Origin of the sequence: Cohnella sp. CFH 77786 (genome assembly GCF_019400745.1) — a bacterium.
Lineage (GTDB): Bacteria > Bacillota > Bacilli > Paenibacillales > Paenibacillaceae > Cohnella.
Genome location: NZ_WJIB01000011.1, coordinates 180,317 through 199,235, shown reverse-complemented (window position 1 = coordinate 199,235; position 18,919 = coordinate 180,317). Strand labels below are relative to the sequence as shown.

15 protein-coding genes and 1 tRNA gene are annotated in these 18,919 nt (G+C 58.7%); 2 read left to right on the top strand and 14 right to left on the bottom strand.

The genetic code is table 11. From position 1 onward, the window contains the following. Position 1: 1 nt before the first annotated feature. The 14 genes from GE107_RS17550 to GE107_RS17485 all read right to left on the bottom strand — a co-directional run bounded on the left by GE107_RS17550 (position 2) and on the right by GE107_RS17485 (position 17,387). Positions 2-676: a precorrin-2 dehydrogenase/sirohydrochlorin ferrochelatase family protein gene (locus tag GE107_RS17550; protein WP_219641282.1), complete on the bottom strand. Its 675-nt coding sequence runs from the start codon at positions 674-676 to the stop codon at positions 2-4. A gap of 21 nt (positions 677-697) precedes the next feature. Next, the gene (locus GE107_RS17545) at positions 698-1,519 is read right to left on the bottom strand and encodes a cytochrome C assembly family protein (RefSeq protein WP_219641281.1); all 822 of its coding nucleotides are present in this window, start codon (positions 1,517-1,519) and stop codon (positions 698-700) included. Positions 1,520-1,574: 55 nt separating this feature from the next. Beyond that, positions 1,575-2,969, bottom strand: a complete 1,395-nt coding sequence (gene hemA / locus GE107_RS17540) for a glutamyl-tRNA reductase (protein WP_219641280.1) — start codon at positions 2,967-2,969, stop codon at positions 1,575-1,577. A 313-nt stretch (positions 2,970-3,282) separates the two neighbouring features. Next, entirely contained in the window at positions 3,283-3,681 is a 399-nt protein-coding gene (gene speD / locus GE107_RS17535) for an adenosylmethionine decarboxylase (RefSeq protein WP_219641279.1), read from the bottom strand. 417 nt (positions 3,682-4,098) lie between these two features. Further along, positions 4,099-4,689 carry a non-ribosomal peptide synthetase module gene (locus GE107_RS17530; protein ID WP_219641278.1) on the bottom strand — a complete coding sequence of 197 codons (591 nt, stop codon included), beginning with the start codon at positions 4,687-4,689 and terminating at the stop codon, positions 4,099-4,101. A 164-nt stretch (positions 4,690-4,853) separates the two neighbouring features. Continuing rightward, positions 4,854-5,498, bottom strand: coding sequence for a ribosome biogenesis GTP-binding protein YihA/YsxC (gene yihA, locus GE107_RS17525; protein ID WP_219641277.1), 645 nt, complete (start codon positions 5,496-5,498; stop codon positions 4,854-4,856). 26 nt (positions 5,499-5,524) lie between these two features. Next, on the bottom strand, positions 5,525-7,963 hold the full coding sequence (gene lon, locus GE107_RS17520; RefSeq protein WP_219641276.1) for an endopeptidase La: 2,439 nt from the start codon (positions 7,961-7,963) through the stop codon (positions 5,525-5,527). A gap of 513 nt (positions 7,964-8,476) precedes the next feature. Next, positions 8,477-10,282: an ATP-dependent protease LonB gene (lonB, locus tag GE107_RS17515; protein ID WP_219641275.1), complete on the bottom strand. Its 1,806-nt coding sequence runs from the start codon at positions 10,280-10,282 to the stop codon at positions 8,477-8,479. Positions 10,283-11,295: 1,013 nt separating this feature from the next. Then, positions 11,296-11,823 carry a PCYCGC domain-containing protein gene (locus GE107_RS17510; RefSeq protein WP_219641274.1) on the bottom strand — a complete coding sequence of 176 codons (528 nt, stop codon included), beginning with the start codon at positions 11,821-11,823 and terminating at the stop codon, positions 11,296-11,298. After that, on the bottom strand, positions 11,823-12,920 hold the full coding sequence (ispG, locus tag GE107_RS17505) for a flavodoxin-dependent (E)-4-hydroxy-3-methylbut-2-enyl-diphosphate synthase (RefSeq protein ID WP_219641273.1): 1,098 nt from the start codon (positions 12,918-12,920) through the stop codon (positions 11,823-11,825). The genes GE107_RS17510 and ispG overlap by 1 nt, the downstream gene beginning before the upstream one ends. A 64-nt stretch (positions 12,921-12,984) precedes the next feature. Then, entirely contained in the window at positions 12,985-14,244 is a 1,260-nt protein-coding gene (gene clpX, locus GE107_RS17500) for an ATP-dependent protease ATP-binding subunit ClpX (protein ID WP_219641272.1), read from the bottom strand. A gap of 12 nt (positions 14,245-14,256) precedes the next feature. After that, positions 14,257-14,847 carry an ATP-dependent Clp endopeptidase proteolytic subunit ClpP gene (clpP, locus tag GE107_RS17495; RefSeq protein ID WP_219641271.1) on the bottom strand — a complete coding sequence of 197 codons (591 nt, stop codon included), beginning with the start codon at positions 14,845-14,847 and terminating at the stop codon, positions 14,257-14,259. 172 nt (positions 14,848-15,019) lie between these two features. After that, the gene (gene tig / locus GE107_RS17490; protein WP_219641270.1) at positions 15,020-16,309 is read right to left on the bottom strand and encodes a trigger factor; all 1,290 of its coding nucleotides are present in this window, start codon (positions 16,307-16,309) and stop codon (positions 15,020-15,022) included. Between the two features lie 148 nt (positions 16,310-16,457). Continuing rightward, positions 16,458-17,387, bottom strand: coding sequence for a HEAT repeat domain-containing protein (locus GE107_RS17485; protein WP_219641269.1), 930 nt, complete (start codon positions 17,385-17,387; stop codon positions 16,458-16,460). A gap of 288 nt (positions 17,388-17,675) precedes the next feature. Here GE107_RS17485 and GE107_RS17480 point away from each other — a divergent pair. After that, positions 17,676-17,749, top strand: a tRNA-Gly gene (locus tag GE107_RS17480). 246 nt (positions 17,750-17,995) lie between these two features. Continuing rightward, positions 17,996-18,847, top strand: a complete 852-nt coding sequence (locus tag GE107_RS17475) for an ATP-dependent DNA ligase (protein WP_219641268.1) — start codon at positions 17,996-17,998, stop codon at positions 18,845-18,847. Positions 18,848-18,919: the final 72 nt, after the last annotated feature.

Here is an 18,919-nt window from a genome sequence, read left to right as displayed (position 1 = left end):
CTCACCTATTGTCTCTGTCTTCCCCGGTCCGCCCGGCCAGCTCTCTCAGCCGCTCGATCAGCCGCGCGGGGTCAGCCGGCCCGGACGCTTCCTCCGCCAACCCTTCCCGCAAGGCGGCCTCGTCCGCCGCTGCGGCCAGCAGGCGGCGCCTCTCTCCCGGATCCTTCACGTACGATTTTACGACCGCCCTGATCCTTCGCAATGCTTCGGCATACTCGCCGTATTCCGGTCCGTAACGCTCCGACAGTTCCCGGATGACGCGGGAAGCGAGCGCCGGACCGGCCCCCGAGGCGCTCGCCGCCAAGACGAATCTGCCCCTCCGCAGGACGGCCGGACAGATGAAATCCCCGGTTTCCCCTTCGTCGGCCACGTTGACCGGAATCCCGGCCCTCTTCGCCTCTTCCGCGATCCGCCGGTTCGCTCCCGGGTCTCCCGAAGCAGCGAAAGCCAAGACGGCCCCTTCGAGATCCGAAGCCTCGGCTGTCTTCGGCAGCCATTCCAAACGCCTCTCGTCTGCCAGCCGTCTTAAGCCGGACGTCAACTGCGGACTGACGACCCGCACCCGGGCTCCCGCGTCCAGCAAGCCGCCGATTTTGCGTTCGGCAACCGGCCCTCCTCCGAAGACGACGCATCGCTTTCCTTCGATATCGAGCAATAACGGATACCATGCCGCCATGCGGCCGCCTCTCTCCCCTCGCTATGTCCAGCGGTGAAATGTGGATAACGAATAGCCGAAGAAGGCGGCTATCAGCAACGCATAACCGAGCAGATTCCAGCGGGCTACCTTCTTGCCGTCGTCTCCCGACGCCGTCCTCCGGACCAAGTAGACGGCATACAAAACGCCCGAGGCAAAGGACAGCAGAACCTTGCCGTCCAGCAGGAAACTCGCCCTCCCGTCCAGGAGCAGCGCCGCCGTTCCGGTCGACAAGGACAGGAACAGCAGCGGAACCCCGATGAGACCCGCCCGGAAAGCATACCGGTCGATGAGCTCCAGGCTGGGCATCCGGCTCATGACCGGAGACCAGCGCTTCCGCTTCAGCCGGCCGTGCAAGAACAGGTACATGCCCCCCAGTATGGCGGCGACGGTCAAGACGGCGAACGAAATGGTGATAAGGCCGATGTGGACGACGAGCAGTCTTTTCGCCGCTTCCCACGAGGTCAGGACGGAGCTCCGGCCCGGCCGTTGAAGCAAGTTCAGCGCCAGCACCGCGAATCCGACGACGTTCACGAACAGGACGAGCAACTCGGCCCTCAGCCACCGGTTCACAATGAATGACACCGAAACGAGAAGCCAGGAGACGAAAAAGAGAAAATCCCTCGGGGTCAGATCGGCCATCGAGAACCGTTGGGCCAGCTGAATCAGCAGAAACACGGTCTGAAGCACCCAGACGAAAACAAGCAGCCCTGTTCCCGCCTTCCTGGCGCTCCGGCTGCCGGAAGCGGCGTCGGACGCGAAGAAAAGCAAGCTCAGGGCGTATACGTAAAGCACGGCATCGGTCAGCCAGTCTTGGGTCAACACGGGGGCAGCGCCTCCCTGCTTCGGGTCGTCCAGGTCCGCGATGGCGGCCCGGCTGCTATTGGAGCGCGCTCGCCAGCCGGGTGAGCAGCGTCTCCAGTTCCCGGGCGGCGCCGGTCGGCTCCTGAAGCTCGGAAGTTTGCCGCGATTTGCGGTCCGTTCCGGCTTGTTCCTTCAATCTCGAAACTTCGTTCTCCATGGCGAACAATTGGACGAACAGATTCATCGCCTCTTCGCCTTTCTTCTCCGCCGCCAGCTCCTTGATGCGCAGAATCGGATCGTGGATCATCTGATTCAACATGCTCTTGGTCAGCTTGCGGATGACTTTCCGCTCCCGCTCGTCGAGCTCGGGAAGCTTGCGGAGCATGCTTTCCAGCGTGCTCTCGTGGATGGCGGCCGCCTTCTCCTGAAGCGCGCGGATCAGCGGGCTCACGCCCAGCGTGGCATACCATTCGCGGTAAGCTTCCCGCTCCTCCGCGATCATCGACTCAATGACCGCCGCTTCCTTGCGCCGCTTCTCCAGATTCCCTTCGACGATCCCTTCCAGATCGTCGATATCGTACAGGAACACGTTGGGAATGTCGCCGCTGGCGGGATCGATGTCGCGCGGCACGGCGATGTCGATCAGGAAGAGCGGCCGCTTCTTGCGCCGGGCCATCGCTCTTTCGACCGAGCTCCTATCCAGCACGAAACCTTCCGCTCCGGTGCTGCTGATGACGATATCGGCTTCGTCCAGCCGATTCAAAGCTTCTTCCATCGTCAGAGCGTTGCCCTTGAATTTGCCGGCCAGCTCCTCCGCGCGGGAGAGCGTCCGTCCCGCAACGAATACCCGCTGCGCGCCGTTCGCATGCAAGTTGCGGGCCGTGAGCTCGCTCATTTTGCCCGCGCCGACGATCATGACCGTCTTATCGTCGAAGCGGCCGAAGATCCGTTTCCCCAGTTCCACCGCCGCGTAGCTGACGGAGACCGCGTTTTCCCCGATGGACGTCTCCGAATGGGCCCGTTTGGCCAGCGTCACGGCTTGTTTGAACAAGCGGTTGAAAATCGTTCCCGTCGCCCCGTTCTCTTGAGCCTGGAGGAACGCGTCCCGGACTTGCCCCAGGATTTGCGTTTCGCCGAGCACCATCGAATCGAGCCCGCAGGCGACGCGGAACAGATGCTCCACCGCCTGGTCGTCTTCGTGCATATATAAATGCTGGTTGAATTCCTGCCTTGGAATGCGGAACCATTGCTCCATGAATGCCCGCACGTAGTGTCCGCACAGATGCTGCCGATCCACCACCGCATAAATTTCCGTCCGGTTGCAGGTCGCCACGATGACGCCTTCGAGAATGCCCGTTGTCCGTTTCAGCGTCTGAAGGGCCTTCACGGTATCGCCTTCCGCAAGCGCGAAACGTTCCCGGATTTCCACGGGAGCGGTTCGATAATTCAATCCGACCGCAATCAGATGCATGAGCATTCACCTGCCTTTCTCGAAGGGTGGGACCCTAAAGTCAAGCCTCATTATACCACAGTTCGACAGTCGCTTCCGCTTCATTTATGAAAAATTTTTGAAAACGGACAGCCGCCAATTCCTATTGTCGACGCCTTGTTTGCAACATATTCCTGCAAAACAAATAAAAAGCTGCTTCGTCGTCCTCTAGGGACAGGGAATGTCGTTTTTATCGAAGATCATTCAGAAATGAAAAGACGTGAAACTCATGCACTCCGATTGATTGAAAAAGCCACGAGGATTTCCCTCGCGGCTTCCGTCGCATATGTTTCAGTTAAACGAGCTCGGGCTGGATCAGAACCGGCTCTTCGACTTTCATTTCGCCCAGGCCGCGAACGAGCTTCTTCGAATACGTGCGCTCAGGCTTCAGAACGCCCACGAGATAGTCGATCGCCAATTGGGGGTCGACCGTTTCGCCGCAGGTGTAGCAATCGATCGCGGCAAAACCTTTCTCAGGATACGTGTGGATGGAGAGATGGCTCTCCGAGAGCAAAACCAGTACCGTTGCCCCTTGAGGCTCGAATTGTTTGGCTTGAACCGATAGAACGGTGGCGCCGCAAGCTTCGGCTGCCTCAACCATGTGCGATTGGAGAAGTTCGGCGTTGTTCAAAGTATCGAAGTTTACTCCCCATGTGTCCACCGCAACGTGCCGTCCGAAAGTAGAGTATTCCATCTTTCGGTTCCCCCTTCCTAGGAATAAAATGTGAAGCTGATTTCATCCGCTAGGACCTACGTCATTCACTTCTCGAGGGAATCTGCTCTCAACCGCATTCCGTTCCTGAGTGAATCCTGGTTCCTATTGTGTTTTCAACGAAAATAAAAATAACATCTATCGCCCTGAAATGCAACAACTTTTTTTGGGCAAATGTATCCTCGTCCAACCCGCGCCGCGCTTGGGGTTCCCCCATTTTTCGAAATCGCGCGTCCCCAGGGGCTTCCCAAGTCCACCTTATGCGGTTTCGGAACGATTCGTGCCACGAAACAATCCCCCAAAAGTGACGCAAGGGTCTGGAGCGGAAGCCCCCGGTCAACAAAATAAAGAGCCGCTTCATGCGGCTCCGCGAGAAATGGATTCATGACGGCCGTTACTTCAAGCTTCCAAAATGAAGAGCAGACGGCTGTGATACTTCAGACGTTCATCGATTTCGCTGACGCAGGCCGGATCGGATGCGCGGTTGCGCCGGTCCAGCAGGTCGTTGACCGACTGCCTCAGCCTTGCGATTTCTTCCTCGACGGAACAGAGCTGGAACTGCGCCTCCATTCTGCCGAGCATATCCCGGTATTCGAACACCGTGCGGACCATGGAACCTCTGCATTCGGCGATCCGGACGACCGCGCCCTGCACGTAGTGATAGACCATGGTGAAGCCTTCGTAAATCCGGTTGACGACGGCATCGCCCTTGAAGGCAGAGACCATCTTGCGCAGAGCATTCGTCAACGTGGGCCGTACGACCCTGCAGGTCAACCGGCACCGGAAATTTCCTTCGGAACGCTCAAAGGTCAAGCGGATGGATTCGCCGCCCGCGTCGTCCTCGAGGACGACCTCCTGATTGCCGCCATCCAGCACGAACACCTGCAGGCGAAGCTGCTGGGCTCCGCACAGGGCGAGAAGTCTCGGCATTTCGGTTTCCGGCACCGTCAGAATGGCATTGACATACTCCGTGGCTACCCTATGAGCCATAAAATCTCCTCAATTCCCATTTTGTTGCCCGATTGTGGATCTGGCGATCCTGACTTACCTATCCTTATTATAAGATATTCCTTCGGACGTTTCTCGCCTTCCGGCCGCGATTTTCCCGCAAAAAACCCGTAAAAAACGATTCCTCCCGGAATCCCGCCGGCTTTTTACCCGTTATCCTCGGTTTCCTGCGGTACTTTAGGGGGTTCAGAGGGGGACTCACTCGGTATTTCTGCCGCTTGCGCGATGATGCTCCATAATTCATCCCGTCCTTGGCCCGTTTCCGACGAGAAAACGACGAGCGGGAAATGCCCGGGCATGCCCAAATCTTGCCGGATGATCTTGGCATGCTTCGGGACCTGGTTGCGGGATATTTTGTCCGCTTTGGTGGCGACGACGCACATCGGGATCCCGTAGTGGGAAAGCCAGGCGAACATGTTGCGGTCGTCCGCCGACGGGGGATGGCGCAAATCCACCAGCTGCAGCACGAGCTTAAGCGGCTTGCGGTCCCGCAAGTAACGCTCCGCCAGCTTGCCCCAGGCTTCGCGCTGCGATTTGGACACCCGAGCGTAGCCGTAGCCGGGAAAATCGACGAAGTACAGCGCGTCGTTGATCCGGTAATAGTTCAGCGTCTGCGTTTTGCCGGGCTGCGCGCTCGTGCGGGCCAAATTCCGCCGCAGCAGCATCTTGTTGATGAGTGAGGACTTGCCGACGTTGGAGCGGCCGGCGAGGGCCACTTCCGGCAAACCGTCCTCCGGAAATTGGCTCTCGCCGGCCGCGCTGATCACGAATTCGCTGGTTTTGATTTTCATGGGAAGAACGTCCTTCCGGTTTGGCGTCAATGGGTGCCGAGCGGCGGCCCCTCCTCGGTTTCGGACTCCACGGCCGCCGGGATCGGCGCTTCCGGGTCCGTGTCCAGCGGGTCGTTGCCGACGGGCGAAGCGATCAGGATCGGCTCGGTCAGGGCGTGTTCCAGCACTTCGTCCATGTGGGACACCGGCACGAAAGTCAGATCCTCCCGCACGCTTTCCGGCACGTCCCGCAGATCGCGCTCGTTGTCCTTGGGGATGAGCACTTTGCGGATGCCGGCTCGGTGCGCGGCGAGCGACTTCTCCTTGAGACCGCCGATCGGAAGAACCCGTCCCCGCAGCGTGATCTCCCCCGTCATCGCGACTTCGCGCGACACGGGCCTGTTCGTGAGCGCGGAAATGAGCGCGGTCGCCATCGTGATCCCCGCTGACGGTCCGTCCTTCGGAATCGCGCCTTCGGGGATATGGATATGGATGTCGGTCTTCTCATGGAAGTCGGGCGCGATCCCGAGCTCCTTCACTCGGCTGCGGGTGTAGCTGAACGCCGCTTGCGCGGACTCCTTCATGACGTCTCCGAGTTTGCCCGTGAGGGTCAGCTTGCCGCTTCCCGGCATGACGGTGACCTCGATCACGAGCGTGTCGCCGCCCACCTCCGTCCAAGCGAGTCCGGTGACGGCGCCGATCTGATCTTCCTGTTCCGCCATGCCGTAGCGGAATTTCGGGGGACCGAGGTATTCCTTGAGCTTGTCTTCGTCCACCACGATCGGCGCGGCCTCGGGATCGGCCACAATCGCCTTGGCGGCTTTGCGGCAAACGGACGCCAGCTGCTGCTCCATGTTCCGCACGCCAGATTCCCGGGTATATTCGCGGATCAGGGACAGCACGGCATCCGGCCGCACCTCCAACTGGTCTTCCTCCAGGCCGTGCTCCCGCTTCTGCTTCGGCAGAAGATGACGCTGCGCGATTTCCTGCTTCTCCAGCTCCGTATACCCCGGAACCGTGAGCAGTTCCATCCGGTCGAGCAGCGGGCGGGGAATGTTATGGACGACGTTCGCCGTCGTGACGAACAGTACGTTGGACAGGTCGAACGGCATTTCGATGTAATGGTCGCTGAACGTGGCGTTCTGCTCCGGATCGAGCACCTCGAGCAGGGCAGACGCGGGATCCCCGCGGAAATCCATCGCCATCTTGTCGATTTCGTCCAACAGGAAGACGGGGTTCAGGGTGCCCGCGTTGCGCATGCCCTGGATGATCCGGCCGGGCATGGCGCCGACGTAGGTGCGGCGATGGCCGCGGATTTCGGCTTCATCGCGCACGCCGCCGAGAGAGATACGGACGAATTCGCGCCCGAGCGATTTGGCGATCGAGCGGGCGAGCGACGTTTTGCCGACGCCGGGGGGCCCGACGAAGCAGAGGATCGGGCCTTTCAGCTTCTTGACGAGCTTCTGGACGGCTAAGTACTCCAGCACCCGCTCCTTCGGCTTCTCGAGCCCGTAATGCTCTTCGTCCAGGATTTGCTCGGCCTTGGCGATATCGAGATCGTCTTCCGTCTGTTTCGTCCACGGAAGCGCGAGCAGCCATTCCACGTAAGTGCGAATGACGGCTCCCTCCGCGGAAGCCGCCGGCATCTTCTCCAGCCGGTCGATTTCCTTCGCGACCTTGGCGGCGATTTTCTCCGGCAGGCGGGCTTCCTCCAGCTGACCGCGCAGCTCTTCGGCTTCGCCCGCGCGGCCTTCCTTCTCGCCGAGCTCCTTCTGGATCGCCTTCATTTGCTCCCGAAGGTAGTACTCCTTCTGCGTTTTTTCCATCTGCTTCTTGACGCGCTGGCTGATTTTCCGCTCCAGCTCCAGTACTTCCCGCTCGTTGCCGAGCATGTCCAGTACCCGTTCCAGACGCGCGCGAACGTTCACGGTCTCCAATATCTCCTGCTTGTCTTTGATTTTCAGCGACAGATGGCTCGTAATGACGTCGGCCAGCCGGCCGGGCTGATCGATGTCCGCTACGGCGGCCAGGGTCTCCGGCGTCACTTTCTTCGACAGGTTGATGTAATTCTCGAACTGGCTCAGGACGGCTCTCATGAGGGCATCGAGTTCGGGATCGCCTCCGCCCGTCTCCTGGAGATCCGCGGCCAGCACTTCGTAATACTGGTCGTTCGGCAAGTATTGCTCGATTTCCGCCCGGGTGACGCCTTCCACGAGCACGCGGATCGTTCCGTTCGGCAGCTTGAGCATCTGGCGTACCTTCGCGATCGTACCGATGCGGTATATATCCTCTTGCGTCGGCTCTTCGATGTTCACTTCCGACTGGGAGCAGAGAAGAATCATGTGGTCGTCTACCATGCTTTGTTCCAGAGCCTTAACCGACTTCTCCCGTCCGACGTCCAGATGAAGCACCATGCTGGGATAGACGAGCAGCCCGCGCAGGGGCAGCAAAGGAATGGAACGGCTTTTTGTTTTGCCCGAACCCATGTCCGGCACCTCCTTAAGAAACGGATCTGGACAAGTAAAACGATTGCGCCGTCTTTAAGCGCATCCTCACGATGTGCGTTTCCTTTGGAAACGCTGGAAGACTGGGAATGTCGTTTCGATCGAGATCGCTCAGAAAGGCATTGCAGGTCGCCGTAAATTCTGAGGGACCAAGAAAGAAATTGTTTCCGTCATTGTACCAAATGTACCCGCGGCCCGCAAAACGGCATCCCCCCAGACCGCACCCGAATAGGTTCCCCCCATGCGGGGCGGGATTAATCGGGCGGGGTCTTTAGTCGGAGAGATGCTCGAAATAATCGAGCAATTCGCTCCAGTCGGAGGCTTACGGCAGGTCGTTGCTCGAAATAATCGAGCAATTCGCTCCAGTCGGAGGCTTACCGCGGGGCTTGCTCGAAATAAATCGAGCAATTCGCTCACTTGACCGCGTCCTCGAGGCGGTAAAAAAGCCGTCCGAGGGGACGGCTTCAACCGCTTTGTTTGCGGCGACTGTTCGGATTAACCTTGCGCGGGCAGTCCCGGCGCGGGAGAGAGAGGCGGCTCCCGCCTGGGGGCGGGGCTGTCGATCGGAACCGGCGAAGGCTCGGGCGCCGCCAGGCCGGCGTGCAGCACGGAGACGGCCGGTGCCGCCGCGAACGCGTCCGGGGCAAGAGCCGCGTCCTGTGCGGACGTTTCTCGCTCCTCCCTCATCACGCGTTCCCCGAATACGTGGAGGAACACCTCCTCCATCCGCTCCACGGGGATGACTTTGACTCCCTCCAGCCCCTCGAAAATAGCCTGCCAGTTCTCTTTGGGAATGAGCACCGTCTCGGCGCCGGATTGGAAAGCGGCCTCCACCTTGGCGATGACGCCGCCCACCGGTTTGACCCGGCCATGAATGCTCACCTCCCCCGTCATGGCCAGCTTATTGTCGACCGGCCGCTTCGTGACCGCCGAAGCAATGGCCACAGCCATCGCCACGCCGGCGGAAGGGCCGTCGACGGGCGTGCCGCCGGGGAAGTTGATGTGCAGGTCGAAATTCTCCGGATGAAGCCCGCAGCGCCTGAGGACGGTCAGCACGTTGTCCACCGAGCCTTTGGCCATGCTTTTGCGGCGAAGCGTCCGCTGACCGCCTCCAAGCTCCTCTTCGTCCACGACGCCGGTGATCGTGAATTGTCCGCGGCCCGGGGAGGCCGGAATCGCCGTGACCTCGATTTCGAGCAGCGCGCCCATGCTCGGCCCGTAAACCGCCAGGCCGTTGACGAGCCCGACTTGCGGTTCGGACGGGATTTTGCGGTCCGGGCGCGGCGGGAGCTGGCTGCTGTTCACGACCCATTCCACGTCCGCCGCGGACAGGACGGTACGGTTCTCGGACAAGGCGAGCCCGGCGGCCAGCTGGATGATGTTGACCGCTTCCCTGCCGTTCGTCGCGTACCGCTTGACGACCTCCACGGCTTCGGGCATCGGCTGGAACCCGATTTTGTGGATCGCGTTCTCGGCGATCCTGCCGATCTCGTCCGGCAGCAGAGGTCGGAAATAAACCTCCATGCACCGGCTGCGCAGCGCGGGCGACAGCTCGCTCGGCGACCGCGTCGTCGCGCCGACCAAGCGGAAATCCGCCGGCAACCCGTTCTGGAATATGTCGTGGATGTACATCGGGATGTTCGGATCTTCCGCGTGGTAGTAGGCGCTTTCGAGGAAGACCTTGCGGTCCTCGAGCACCTTGAGCAGCTTGTTCATCTGGATCGGATGGAGCTCGCCGATCTCGTCGATGAACAGGATGCCCCCGTGCGCTTTCGTCACGGCGCCGGGCTTCGGCTGGGGAATGCCCGCCACGCCCATCGCGCCCGCGCCTTGATAAATCGGATCGTGCACCGATCCGATGAGCGGGTCGGCGATCCCCCGTTCGTCGAAACGGGCGGTGGTCGCATCGATCTCCGTGAACTTCGCGTCATGGCGGAAGGGGGACAGCGGATTTTTCTTCGCCTCCTCCAGGATGACCCGCGCTGCCGCGGTTTTGCCTACGCCCGGCGGGCCGTAGACGAGCACGTGCTGGGGATTGCTGCTGCACAGGGCCGCCTTGAGCGCGCGAATGCCTTCCTTCTGACCGACGAGATCGTTCATCGAAGCGGGGCGGGTTTTCTCCGCCAACGGCTTCGTCAGGGATATCGAACGCAGCTTCCTCAGCTTGTCCATCTCCTTGCGGGATTCTCGGTCGACCGCGCTCCGGTTCGATTTCTGGTTCCGCAGCAAGTTCCAGAAATATATGCCGATAATGACGGCGAAAAACACCTGAATCAGCATCAGGATCATGCTTAAGCTCATTTTCCCACTTCCTCTCCGCATTCAACATTCCGGAAATTGTGAAAACCAAGTAAACCGGCTTCCCGTCCTATTCGGACGGATAGACGTTTTACCCGAGGCGATTCTGAAAAGGATCGTTGAATTTATACTTTCCGAATCACCAAAAAATCCGGAACCCGGGGTATACTGAATAGTATTGCCCGAATCCCGGAAGATATAGTCAATTCGCTTGACGAAGTTTCCCGCCATAATGTTCCATAACGAATTCCCGAAACAATTGGTCCGCAGGCGATTCGTACCTTTTTCCTTCATATCCAACGGCTTTTCGCACCACGCGGAGCCCCCAGCGCACGGTGCGCTGCATGACTGCGGTCGGTCGACCACATGCAGCCGTGATTCCCGAGTTTAATACAGACCGTTCCCGGAAGGGAGGGGGCCATACATCTTCACGTGACGATGTACCTGATCCACGAACCGCGGCCGGACTGACCCCATGACTCCGCCAACTCCGCCAACCTCCGCACACATCGCCTTATCGCCGGTCTCACCGGCTTAACCTCCGCCCCCCACTCGCCCTCCGTTTATCGCCGGTCTCACCGGCTTAACCTCGGCCCCCCGCTCGCCCTCCGTTTATCGCCGGTCTCACCGGCTTAACCTCCGCCAACCGTCTCACGTCAACACATATTCGCACTGCTCAGTCGATTGTCATCGACCATAATGTCCCCACTCGCATTAAACACTCAACGCTAACTGTAAAAGTACCGTTAGTTATCGAAAATACTCCCCAATTTCGATAACTAACGTCCAAAATACACTTAGAGTCTTTTATCCATAAAATCGTTTTATTCGTCAGACTAAGTGTATTTGGGTTCTTAGTTGATAAAAAAACCGTTGTTTATCAAAGATTAATTACATTTTTGCTCTTAGCACCGGGTTGCCGGGTTGCCGGGTTGCCGGGTTGCGGTTCGAATCACCCAAGCAAAGAAAAAGAGCCGCGCGAACGCGGCACCCATGATTGTCGGACCATTTATTTGTTATACCTCCGGCATCGGCGTCACCGTCGGTTTCGCGTAGCCGTTCTTGTAAGAGGCGTCGATGAACTTGCGAATTTCCAAATCCGATTTCCCTTGGCTCTTCATCTGGGCGGCCTGAAGCGCAATCGTCTGGCAGACGTCGCATCGGGTTCCGTGATCGTCCCAGACGACGGTGCCGTCCTCCCTCACCTCATGGATGAAGCAGTTGAGGTTGCTCTTATGCCCGGCGCTCTCCCCGCAGCCGCAATAGCACGGGATCCACTGCAGCGTGTCGCGGAGCTTCGCCGCAGCCTGGTAGGCAAGCAGCATTTTGTTGGGACGGTTGTCCAGAAACGCGGGAAGCTTGTCCAAGGAAGCCGTTTCTTCCCGGGTGTCTCCGTTCGGGGCCTGATGAACGTGCAACGCGCCCTTACCGGAATCGGCCCCCTCGGAATCGGTACCGGATCCGGAGCCGCAAGCCGCGAGGAACAGCAGCAAAGCCAGTCCGCCGAGCAGCCAGAACAGCTTGCCCCGCCAACCCGCCGGCATCAATGCTTCCTCCCTGGAATAACCCCCGTCTCGCCGTACACGGCCGCGATATGGTCGATTTCCTTCTTCAGCTCGGATACCAGCTCCGCCTCCGGCACTTTACGGATCATTTCGCCGTAGCGGAACAGCATCCCTTCCCCGCGGGCCCCGGCGATGCCAATGTCCGCCTCCCGGGCTTCCCCCGGCCCGTTCACCGCGCATCCGAGCACGCTGACCTTAATCGGCACCTTGAGCTTGGACAAGTACTCTTCCACCTCGTTCGCCACGGAGAACAGGTCGATGTCCAGTCGGCCGCAGGTCGGGCAGGAGATGAGCGTCGGCGCGTCCGTGATCAGACCGAACACCTTCAGCAACTCGCGCGCCGCCTTGATCTCCTCTACGGGATCGGCGCTTAGGGAAATCCGCATCGTGTTCCCGATGCCGGCGTTCAGCAGCACGCCGAGACCGGCCGAGCTTTTGATCGTGCCGGAGTACAGCGTTCCGGCTTCCGTAATGCCCAGGTGGAGGGGGTAGCGAATAATTTCGGCCGCTTGCGTGTAGGCCGCGATCGCCATCGGCACGTCAGATGCCTTCAAGGACACGATGATATCGTGAAAATCCAGCTCCTCCAAAATGCCGATATGGAACAGCGCGCTCTCCACCATCGCTTCCGGGGTCGGATAGCCGTATTTCTCCAGCAGATGGTTCTCGAGTGACCCGGCGTTGACGCCGATCCGGATCGGAATGCCGCGTTCTTTGCATGCTTTGACGACCGCTTCCACCTTCTCGCGGCGGCCGATATTGCCGGGATTGATCCGCACCTTGTCGATGCCGTTCTCGATCGCCAGGAGCGCAAGCCGGTAGTCGAAATGGATGTCTGCGACGAGAGGAATGGAAATTTCCCGTTTGATCGCTTTGATCGCTTCCGCCGCTTCCTTGTTGTTGACCGTGACGCGGACCAGCTGGCACCCGGCTTCCTCGAGCCGTTTGATCTCCGCCACGGTGGCGGCGACGTCTGCCGTCTTCGTCGTGCACATGCTTTGCAGGATGACCTGGTTGTTCCCGCCGATCGTCAGGTTCCCCACCCGGACGGGAACGGTGTCTGTCCTTTTGTACATAACCGCTTCTCTCCCCGAATATCAATCCACCTCGTCTTTCGACGAGGTGGATTCTATCTGCAGCTTACGCGCTTTCTTCTTTTTTCTTGCCTTTCTTCGTGTGGAGCTCGGGAACCATCTTCTCTTTGACGACCTTCTCGGTCACGACGCAATTGACGACGTCGTCCCTCGACGGCACTTCGTACATCACGTCCAGCATGATGCCTTCGATGATGGCCCGTAGACCCCGCGCGCCCGTATTGCGCTTGATCGCTTCGCGGGCGATCTCCTCCAGGGCGCCGCCCTCGAACTCGAGCTTCACGTTGTCCAACTCGAGCAGCTTCTGATACTGCTTCACGAGAGCGTTCTTCGGCTCGGACAGGATCCGGACCAGCGCGGATTCGTCCAGCGGCTCCAGCGTCGAGATGACCGGCAGACGGCCGACGAATTCCGGGATCAGACCGAATTTCAGCAGGTCTTCCGGTTGCGCCAGCGACAAGTATTCGCCCGGTTTCAGCTCCTTCTGGCCTTCGAGGGCCGAGCTGAAGCCGATCACTTTCTTGCCGATCCGGCGTTTGATGATCTGTTCCAGTCCGTCGAACGCTCCGCCGCAGATGAACAGGATGTTCGTCGTGTCGATTTGGATGAACTCCTGGTGCGGATGCTTGCGTCCTCCTTGCGGAGGCACGGATGCGACGGTCCCTTCCAGGATTTTAAGCAGCGCCTGCTGCACGCCTTCGCCGGAAACGTCGCGCGTGATCGACGGGTTCTCGGATTTCCGGGCGACCTTGTCGATCTCGTCGATGTAGATGATGCCGCGCTCGGCTTTCTCTACGTCGTAATCGGCGGCTTGAATCAGCTTCAGCAAAATGTTCTCGACGTCTTCCCCGACATAGCCGGCTTCGGTCAAGGACGTCGCGTCGGCGATCGCGAAAGGCACGTTGAGGATTTTGGCCATCGTCTGCGCGAGCAGCGTCTTGCCGGAACCGGTCGGTCCGATCAGCATGATGTTGCTTTTCTGCAGCTCGACGTCCTCCAGCTTGGCCGATTGGGAATTGATCCGCTTATAGTGGTTGTATACGGCAACGGACAGCGACTTCTTCGCTTGATCCTGGCCGATGACATATTGGTCCAAAATGTTGCGGATGTCCTTCGGTTTCGGAATGTCCTTGAGATCCAGCTCTTCCTCGTGACCCAGCTCTTCCTCCACGATCTCCGTGCAGAGCTCGATGCATTCGTCGCATATATAGACGCCGGGTCCGGCCACCAGCTTCCGGACCTGATCCTGCGACTTGCCGCAGAACGAGCACTTGAGCTGGCCTTTCTCGTCGTTGAATTTAAACATGGGAACCCTCCTTTAAACGGGGATGGGCGCGGATATCACGCGGTCGATGAGACCGTATTCCACGGCTTCCTCCGCACTCATGAAGTTGTCGCGATCCGTGTCGCGCTCGATTTTTTCGTACGGCTGTCCCGTACGTTCCACGTAGATGCGATTGAGCTTTTCCTTCGTCTTGACGATCCAATCCGCGTGAATCTTGATATCGGATGCCTGGCCTCTCACTCCGCCGAGGGGCTGGTGGATCATGATCTCGCTGTTCGGGAGAGCGAACCGTTTGCCCTTGGCGCCCGCGGTCAGCAGGAGCGAGCCCATGCTGGCCGCCATGCCGCAGCAGATCGTCGAAACATCCGGCTTGATGAACTGCATCGTATCGTAGATGCCCATGCCGGCCGTCACGGAACCGCCGGGCGAATTGATATACAAGGAGATGTCTTTCTCCGGATCTTCCGCCGCCAGGAAAAGCAGTTGGGCGATGACGAGATTGGCGACGTCGTCGTCAATGGCGCTTCCGAGAAAAATTATCCGGTCCTTGAGGAGCCTGGAGTAAATGTCATACGACCGCTCGCCGCGGTTGGTTTGTTCGACGACCATTGGGACCAAACTCATTCCGACCAACCTCTTTTCATTGTGGACTTCGAATCATCGGTAATATTCTAACACGTTCAAAGCGGAATGTCATGTTGACGAACCGCCCATCGGGAAGCGGTTTATTGCGTCCCCGGTGAAAAATAAGGCACGCGAACGACACGTGCCTTATCCCGTCTGTCCTATGTCGGCCTTAGGCCGTTTTGCTCTGCTCGACGAGGAACTTCACCGCTTTGCGGACCTTCAGGTCGGAAGTCAGCGTGTCCAGGTAGCCGTTCGAAGAGAAAATGCTGCGAAGCTCTTCCACCGGGCGGCTGTACACCTTAGACAGGTTTTCGAGCTCCTCGTCCACCTCCGATTCGGCGATCTCCAAGTTCTCGGCTTTCGCGATCGCTTCGAGAACCAGATTGTTGCGCACGCGTTTGGCAGCATCGGCTTTCATCTGTTCTTTAAGCGCTTCTTTGTTCTGCCCGCTGAACTGGTAGTACAGGTCGAGGTTCATGCCCTGCATGCGGAGGCGGCTCTCGAAATCCTTCATCATTTGCTCGATTTCGTTCTCGATCATCACTTCCGGAACGTCGACTTCGGCGGCTTCGGCGGCTTTGTCGACCACAGCCGTCTCACGGGCGATTTCCGCGTCTTTGGCCTTGCGTTCTTTCAGCTTTGCCGCCAAATCCTGTTTGTATTCCTCCAGCGTATCGAATTCGCTGACGTCCTTCGCGAACTCGTCGTCGAGGGCCGGAAGGTTCTTGCGCTTGATCTCGTGAAGCTTGACCTTGAATACGACCGGCTTGCCGGCCAGGTTCTCGGCATGGTAATTCTCCGGGAACGTGACATTAATGTCCTTCTCTTCGGCGATGTTAAGGCCGGCGACTTGCTCTTCGAATCCGGGAATGAACGAACCGGAGCCGAGTTCGAGCGAATAGCGCTCGCCTTTGCCGCCTTCGAACGGCACGCCGTCCAGGAAGCCTTCGAAGTCGATGACGGCCGTGTCGCCCATTTGGGCGGGACCTTCGTCGATGACGACCAGCTCCGCATGTCGCTGCTGGAGACGCTCGAGTTCCATGTTGATCTCTTCGTCGGTTACTTCGCTATCGACGGCCGGAGTTTCGATCCCCTTATACTCGCCGAGTTTGACTTCGGGTTTAACCGTGACTTTGGCTTTGAACTTAAAGGTTTGGCCTTTGCCGAATTGCTCGACGTCCACTTCCGGACGGTCAACCGGCTCGATGCCCGTCTGCTCGACCGCTTCGGAATAGGCTTGCGGAAGCAGGATGTCGATGGCGTCCTGGTACAGGCTCTCCGCGCCGAAACGCGCTTCGAAAATGGTGCGCGGCACTTTGCCTTTGCGGAATCCCGGTACGTTGACCTTGGCGACGACTTTCTTGAACGCCTTGTCCAACGCGGCCGCGACTTGCTCCGCTTCGACTTCCACGTCGAGCACGCCGACGTTTTTCTCTATTTTTTCCCAATTCGCTTTCATGGTAACTTTCCCCTCCACTATTGTCGGGAGTTTGACCAAGTCAAACTCTCACCTTTTGCTTCTTGCCGTTGGAACGGCTCCCCTTGACATAAACTATTACATTATATACAAACATCCGTTCCTTCGCAAGGCGAGGATTCCTTCGCCTTCACCGGACGGAGGGAGGCTCCGCGCCGTAATGGCGGAGCCAGCGGAGCGCCTGTTCGTATCGGAAGCGCAGCTCGTCCGTAATGCCGTAGTGCTCCCGGACGTCCTCATCCCCGGTCTGCCCGTGCAGCTTTTCCAGCAGAAACTGGTGGAGAGCCGCCGCCCAAACGTCCGATGAGCCGTCGTCGTCCGCGGTCATGGTTGCGTAGATCGGAGTGCCGTAGGCAGCTTGCACGCATTCCTTCCACATTTCTTCCGAGAAATACGCCAGCGTGGGATCGGAAACTTCCGCCGCCTGCCGCACCCGCTCGATGACCGATAGAATGGCCTGCGGGAATTCCGAGAACGCCAGCGGCGTATCCCCGATATCGAGCGACAGGATTTCCCCCTCCCTCATCACCGCAGCGGAACCGGATGCGCCTTGCTTGCGGAGTGCCTGCAAGGCTTTGAACTGCACGGAAGGATGACGTTCCCGTCCCGCGAGCCATTCCCGCAAAGCAGGCTCCACATCCGGATGGACCACGTGGAGAAGCTGGCCGATGACCAGCATCTGCTGCTCGGGATCCCCCTCTTCCCGAAGGGTTCTGAGCAGACGGGGAACATATTCGGCGTCCTGGTGCGAGCGATCCTCCACCCGTTTGCGAACCCAATCGGATTCCGATAATTCCTCCTCCTCATCCGGCTCGCCATCGAAGGCGGATTCGGCATTGCCGGTCGCCTCCGCATAAGGGAAAGCCGCTTCCAGCCATCCGAGAAGCGCTTGCCATTCCGTATGGTGGCGTTCCGCATCCCCGCGGCAAAGAAGCAGAAACGCGAGCAGCTCCTTGGCGTCGCCGTAACGCTCCGTCTCCAGCATTTTCGTTAATTTGATTTGATAGTAGTCCAGCGTTTTCGGAAACAACACCAAGTTGTCATTGGTGCGGTCGGACATCGCGAATCCCCTTCCGGGCGGCGAACGGCCGCAGGTTCGGTCCCCCGCATTATAACACGAAGTCTTCCGCAAAAGGAAAAGGGAGCAGGGGAATGCGATCCGGCTCGTGTGGGGGCAGTTGGCGTGAGGGGGCGATCGGCGAGGTTCGGTTAGTCGGTTGGCCGGAATGCGATTGGCGGGATGCGAATGGTGGAGGCGGATAAAATAGAGCCTGTTTTGAGCAAGATCACGAGACCGTTGATTCCCACGTACGTCTGTGCTATTATATCTCTTGCTCCACACGAACGCGCGGGTGTAGTTCAATGGTAGAACGCCAGCTTCCCAAGCTTGAGGCGAGGGTTCGATTCCCTTCACCCGCTCCATAAGAACATAACCGTGAAGCCTTGATAAGCAAGGCTTCTTTTCTTATTGTCCGAGGCTGCGTTCCACTTCGAACCTAACCCGCCAAAAGCGGGTTTTGACCCTTTCGATTTCGGAAACCGTTTACCTCTTCATATTCGATTCCGGATCCCGCGCATTTCCTTCCATGCAAAAACTTACCGAGTCACAAGGTAAATTCCGAGTGCTACAATCGGTATATCATTGTTTATAGAATGGTGGTATGTCCGATGTTCTTGCCCCCGATGCTGCTGGAAAAACAAGAGAAGCCGTTCGACGATGACCGGTACTTATTCGAACCGAAAATCGACGGTCACCGAATGATCGTCTCCATCGAAAACGGCAAAACGCAGCTATTCACCAGAAGCTGCCTGGACGTTACGGCTCAGTATCCGGAGCTGCACAACGTCCCGATCGAAGATAACTCCGACGCCGTTCTGGACGGCGAGGTCGCATGCGTAAACCCCGACACGGGAACGATCGACTTCGAACTCATCCAGAAACGTTTTTTAACCCGTAAGCCGATGGCGATCATGCAAGCCCGCGTTCGGCGGCCCGCGATCTTCTTTGCGTTCGATCTCCTCCGCTACAAAGGCGAAGATCTCCGCGGGCGGCCGTTGACGGACAGAAAGGCGCTGCTTGCCCGGGTTCTCGACGAGAACCATCATTTTTCCCGGGTGATCCATGTTGAAGGCTCGGGGGTGTCGATGTTCGAAGCTATCTGCGAAAAGCGGCTCGAGGGAATGGTGGCCAAGAAGAAGGACAGCCGGTACTTCGGCCGACGGGATCCGGCGTGGATCAAAATCATCCATTACCAGTACGCCGACGTGACGATCGCCGGTTATCGGAAAAACCAGTTCGGTTGGCTCCTGCAGCATCAAGGCATACCGCTCGGAGTTATGGAATTGGCCGTCCCTTCCGCGCACAGAAACGCATTCTACGGCGTTTCGAAGAGCATCGTCACCGGCGAGGACCGGAATTTCGTTTATGTCCAGCCGAGCATCAAAGCCCGCGTTCGGTTCCGGAACTGGACGCGTGCGGGGACGCTGCGCTCCCCGGAGTTCGTCGAATTTGTTGTATGAACGAAGAACCCTTGCGGCGCAAGGGTTCTTTTTTTCCATTTTATGCATCCGAACCGCGCGTTTCCGCCTCGA

Excerpts from the sequence above, each read along its gene's own strand:
- GE107_RS17550 (WP_219641282.1), bottom strand. The coding sequence starts at position 676 with ATGGCGGCATGGTATCCGTTATTGCTCGATATCGAAGGAAAGCGATGC.
- hemA (WP_219641280.1), bottom strand. The coding sequence starts at position 2,969 with ATGCATCTGATTGCGGTCGGATTGAATTATCGAACCGCTCCCGTGGAA.
- speD (WP_219641279.1), bottom strand. The coding sequence starts at position 3,681 with ATGGAATACTCTACTTTCGGACGGCACGTTGCGGTGGACACATGGGGA.
- GE107_RS17530 (WP_219641278.1), bottom strand. The coding sequence starts at position 4,689 with ATGGCTCATAGGGTAGCCACGGAGTATGTCAATGCCATTCTGACGGTG.
- yihA (WP_219641277.1), bottom strand. The coding sequence starts at position 5,498 with ATGAAAATCAAAACCAGCGAATTCGTGATCAGCGCGGCCGGCGAGAGC.
- lon (WP_219641276.1), bottom strand. The coding sequence starts at position 7,963 with ATGGGTTCGGGCAAAACAAAAAGCCGTTCCATTCCTTTGCTGCCCCTG.
- lonB (WP_219641275.1), bottom strand. The coding sequence starts at position 10,282 with ATGAGCTTAAGCATGATCCTGATGCTGATTCAGGTGTTTTTCGCCGTC.
- GE107_RS17510 (WP_219641274.1), bottom strand. The coding sequence starts at position 11,823 with ATGCCGGCGGGTTGGCGGGGCAAGCTGTTCTGGCTGCTCGGCGGACTG.
- ispG (WP_219641273.1), bottom strand. The coding sequence starts at position 12,920 with ATGTACAAAAGGACAGACACCGTTCCCGTCCGGGTGGGGAACCTGACG.
- clpX (WP_219641272.1), bottom strand. The coding sequence starts at position 14,244 with ATGTTTAAATTCAACGACGAGAAAGGCCAGCTCAAGTGCTCGTTCTGC.
- clpP (WP_219641271.1), bottom strand. The coding sequence starts at position 14,847 with ATGAGTTTGGTCCCAATGGTCGTCGAACAAACCAACCGCGGCGAGCGG.
- tig (WP_219641270.1), bottom strand. The coding sequence starts at position 16,309 with ATGAAAGCGAATTGGGAAAAAATAGAGAAAAACGTCGGCGTGCTCGAC.
- GE107_RS17485 (WP_219641269.1), bottom strand. The coding sequence starts at position 17,387 with ATGTCCGACCGCACCAATGACAACTTGGTGTTGTTTCCGAAAACGCTG.
- GE107_RS17475 (WP_219641268.1), top strand. The coding sequence starts at position 17,996 with ATGTTCTTGCCCCCGATGCTGCTGGAAAAACAAGAGAAGCCGTTCGAC.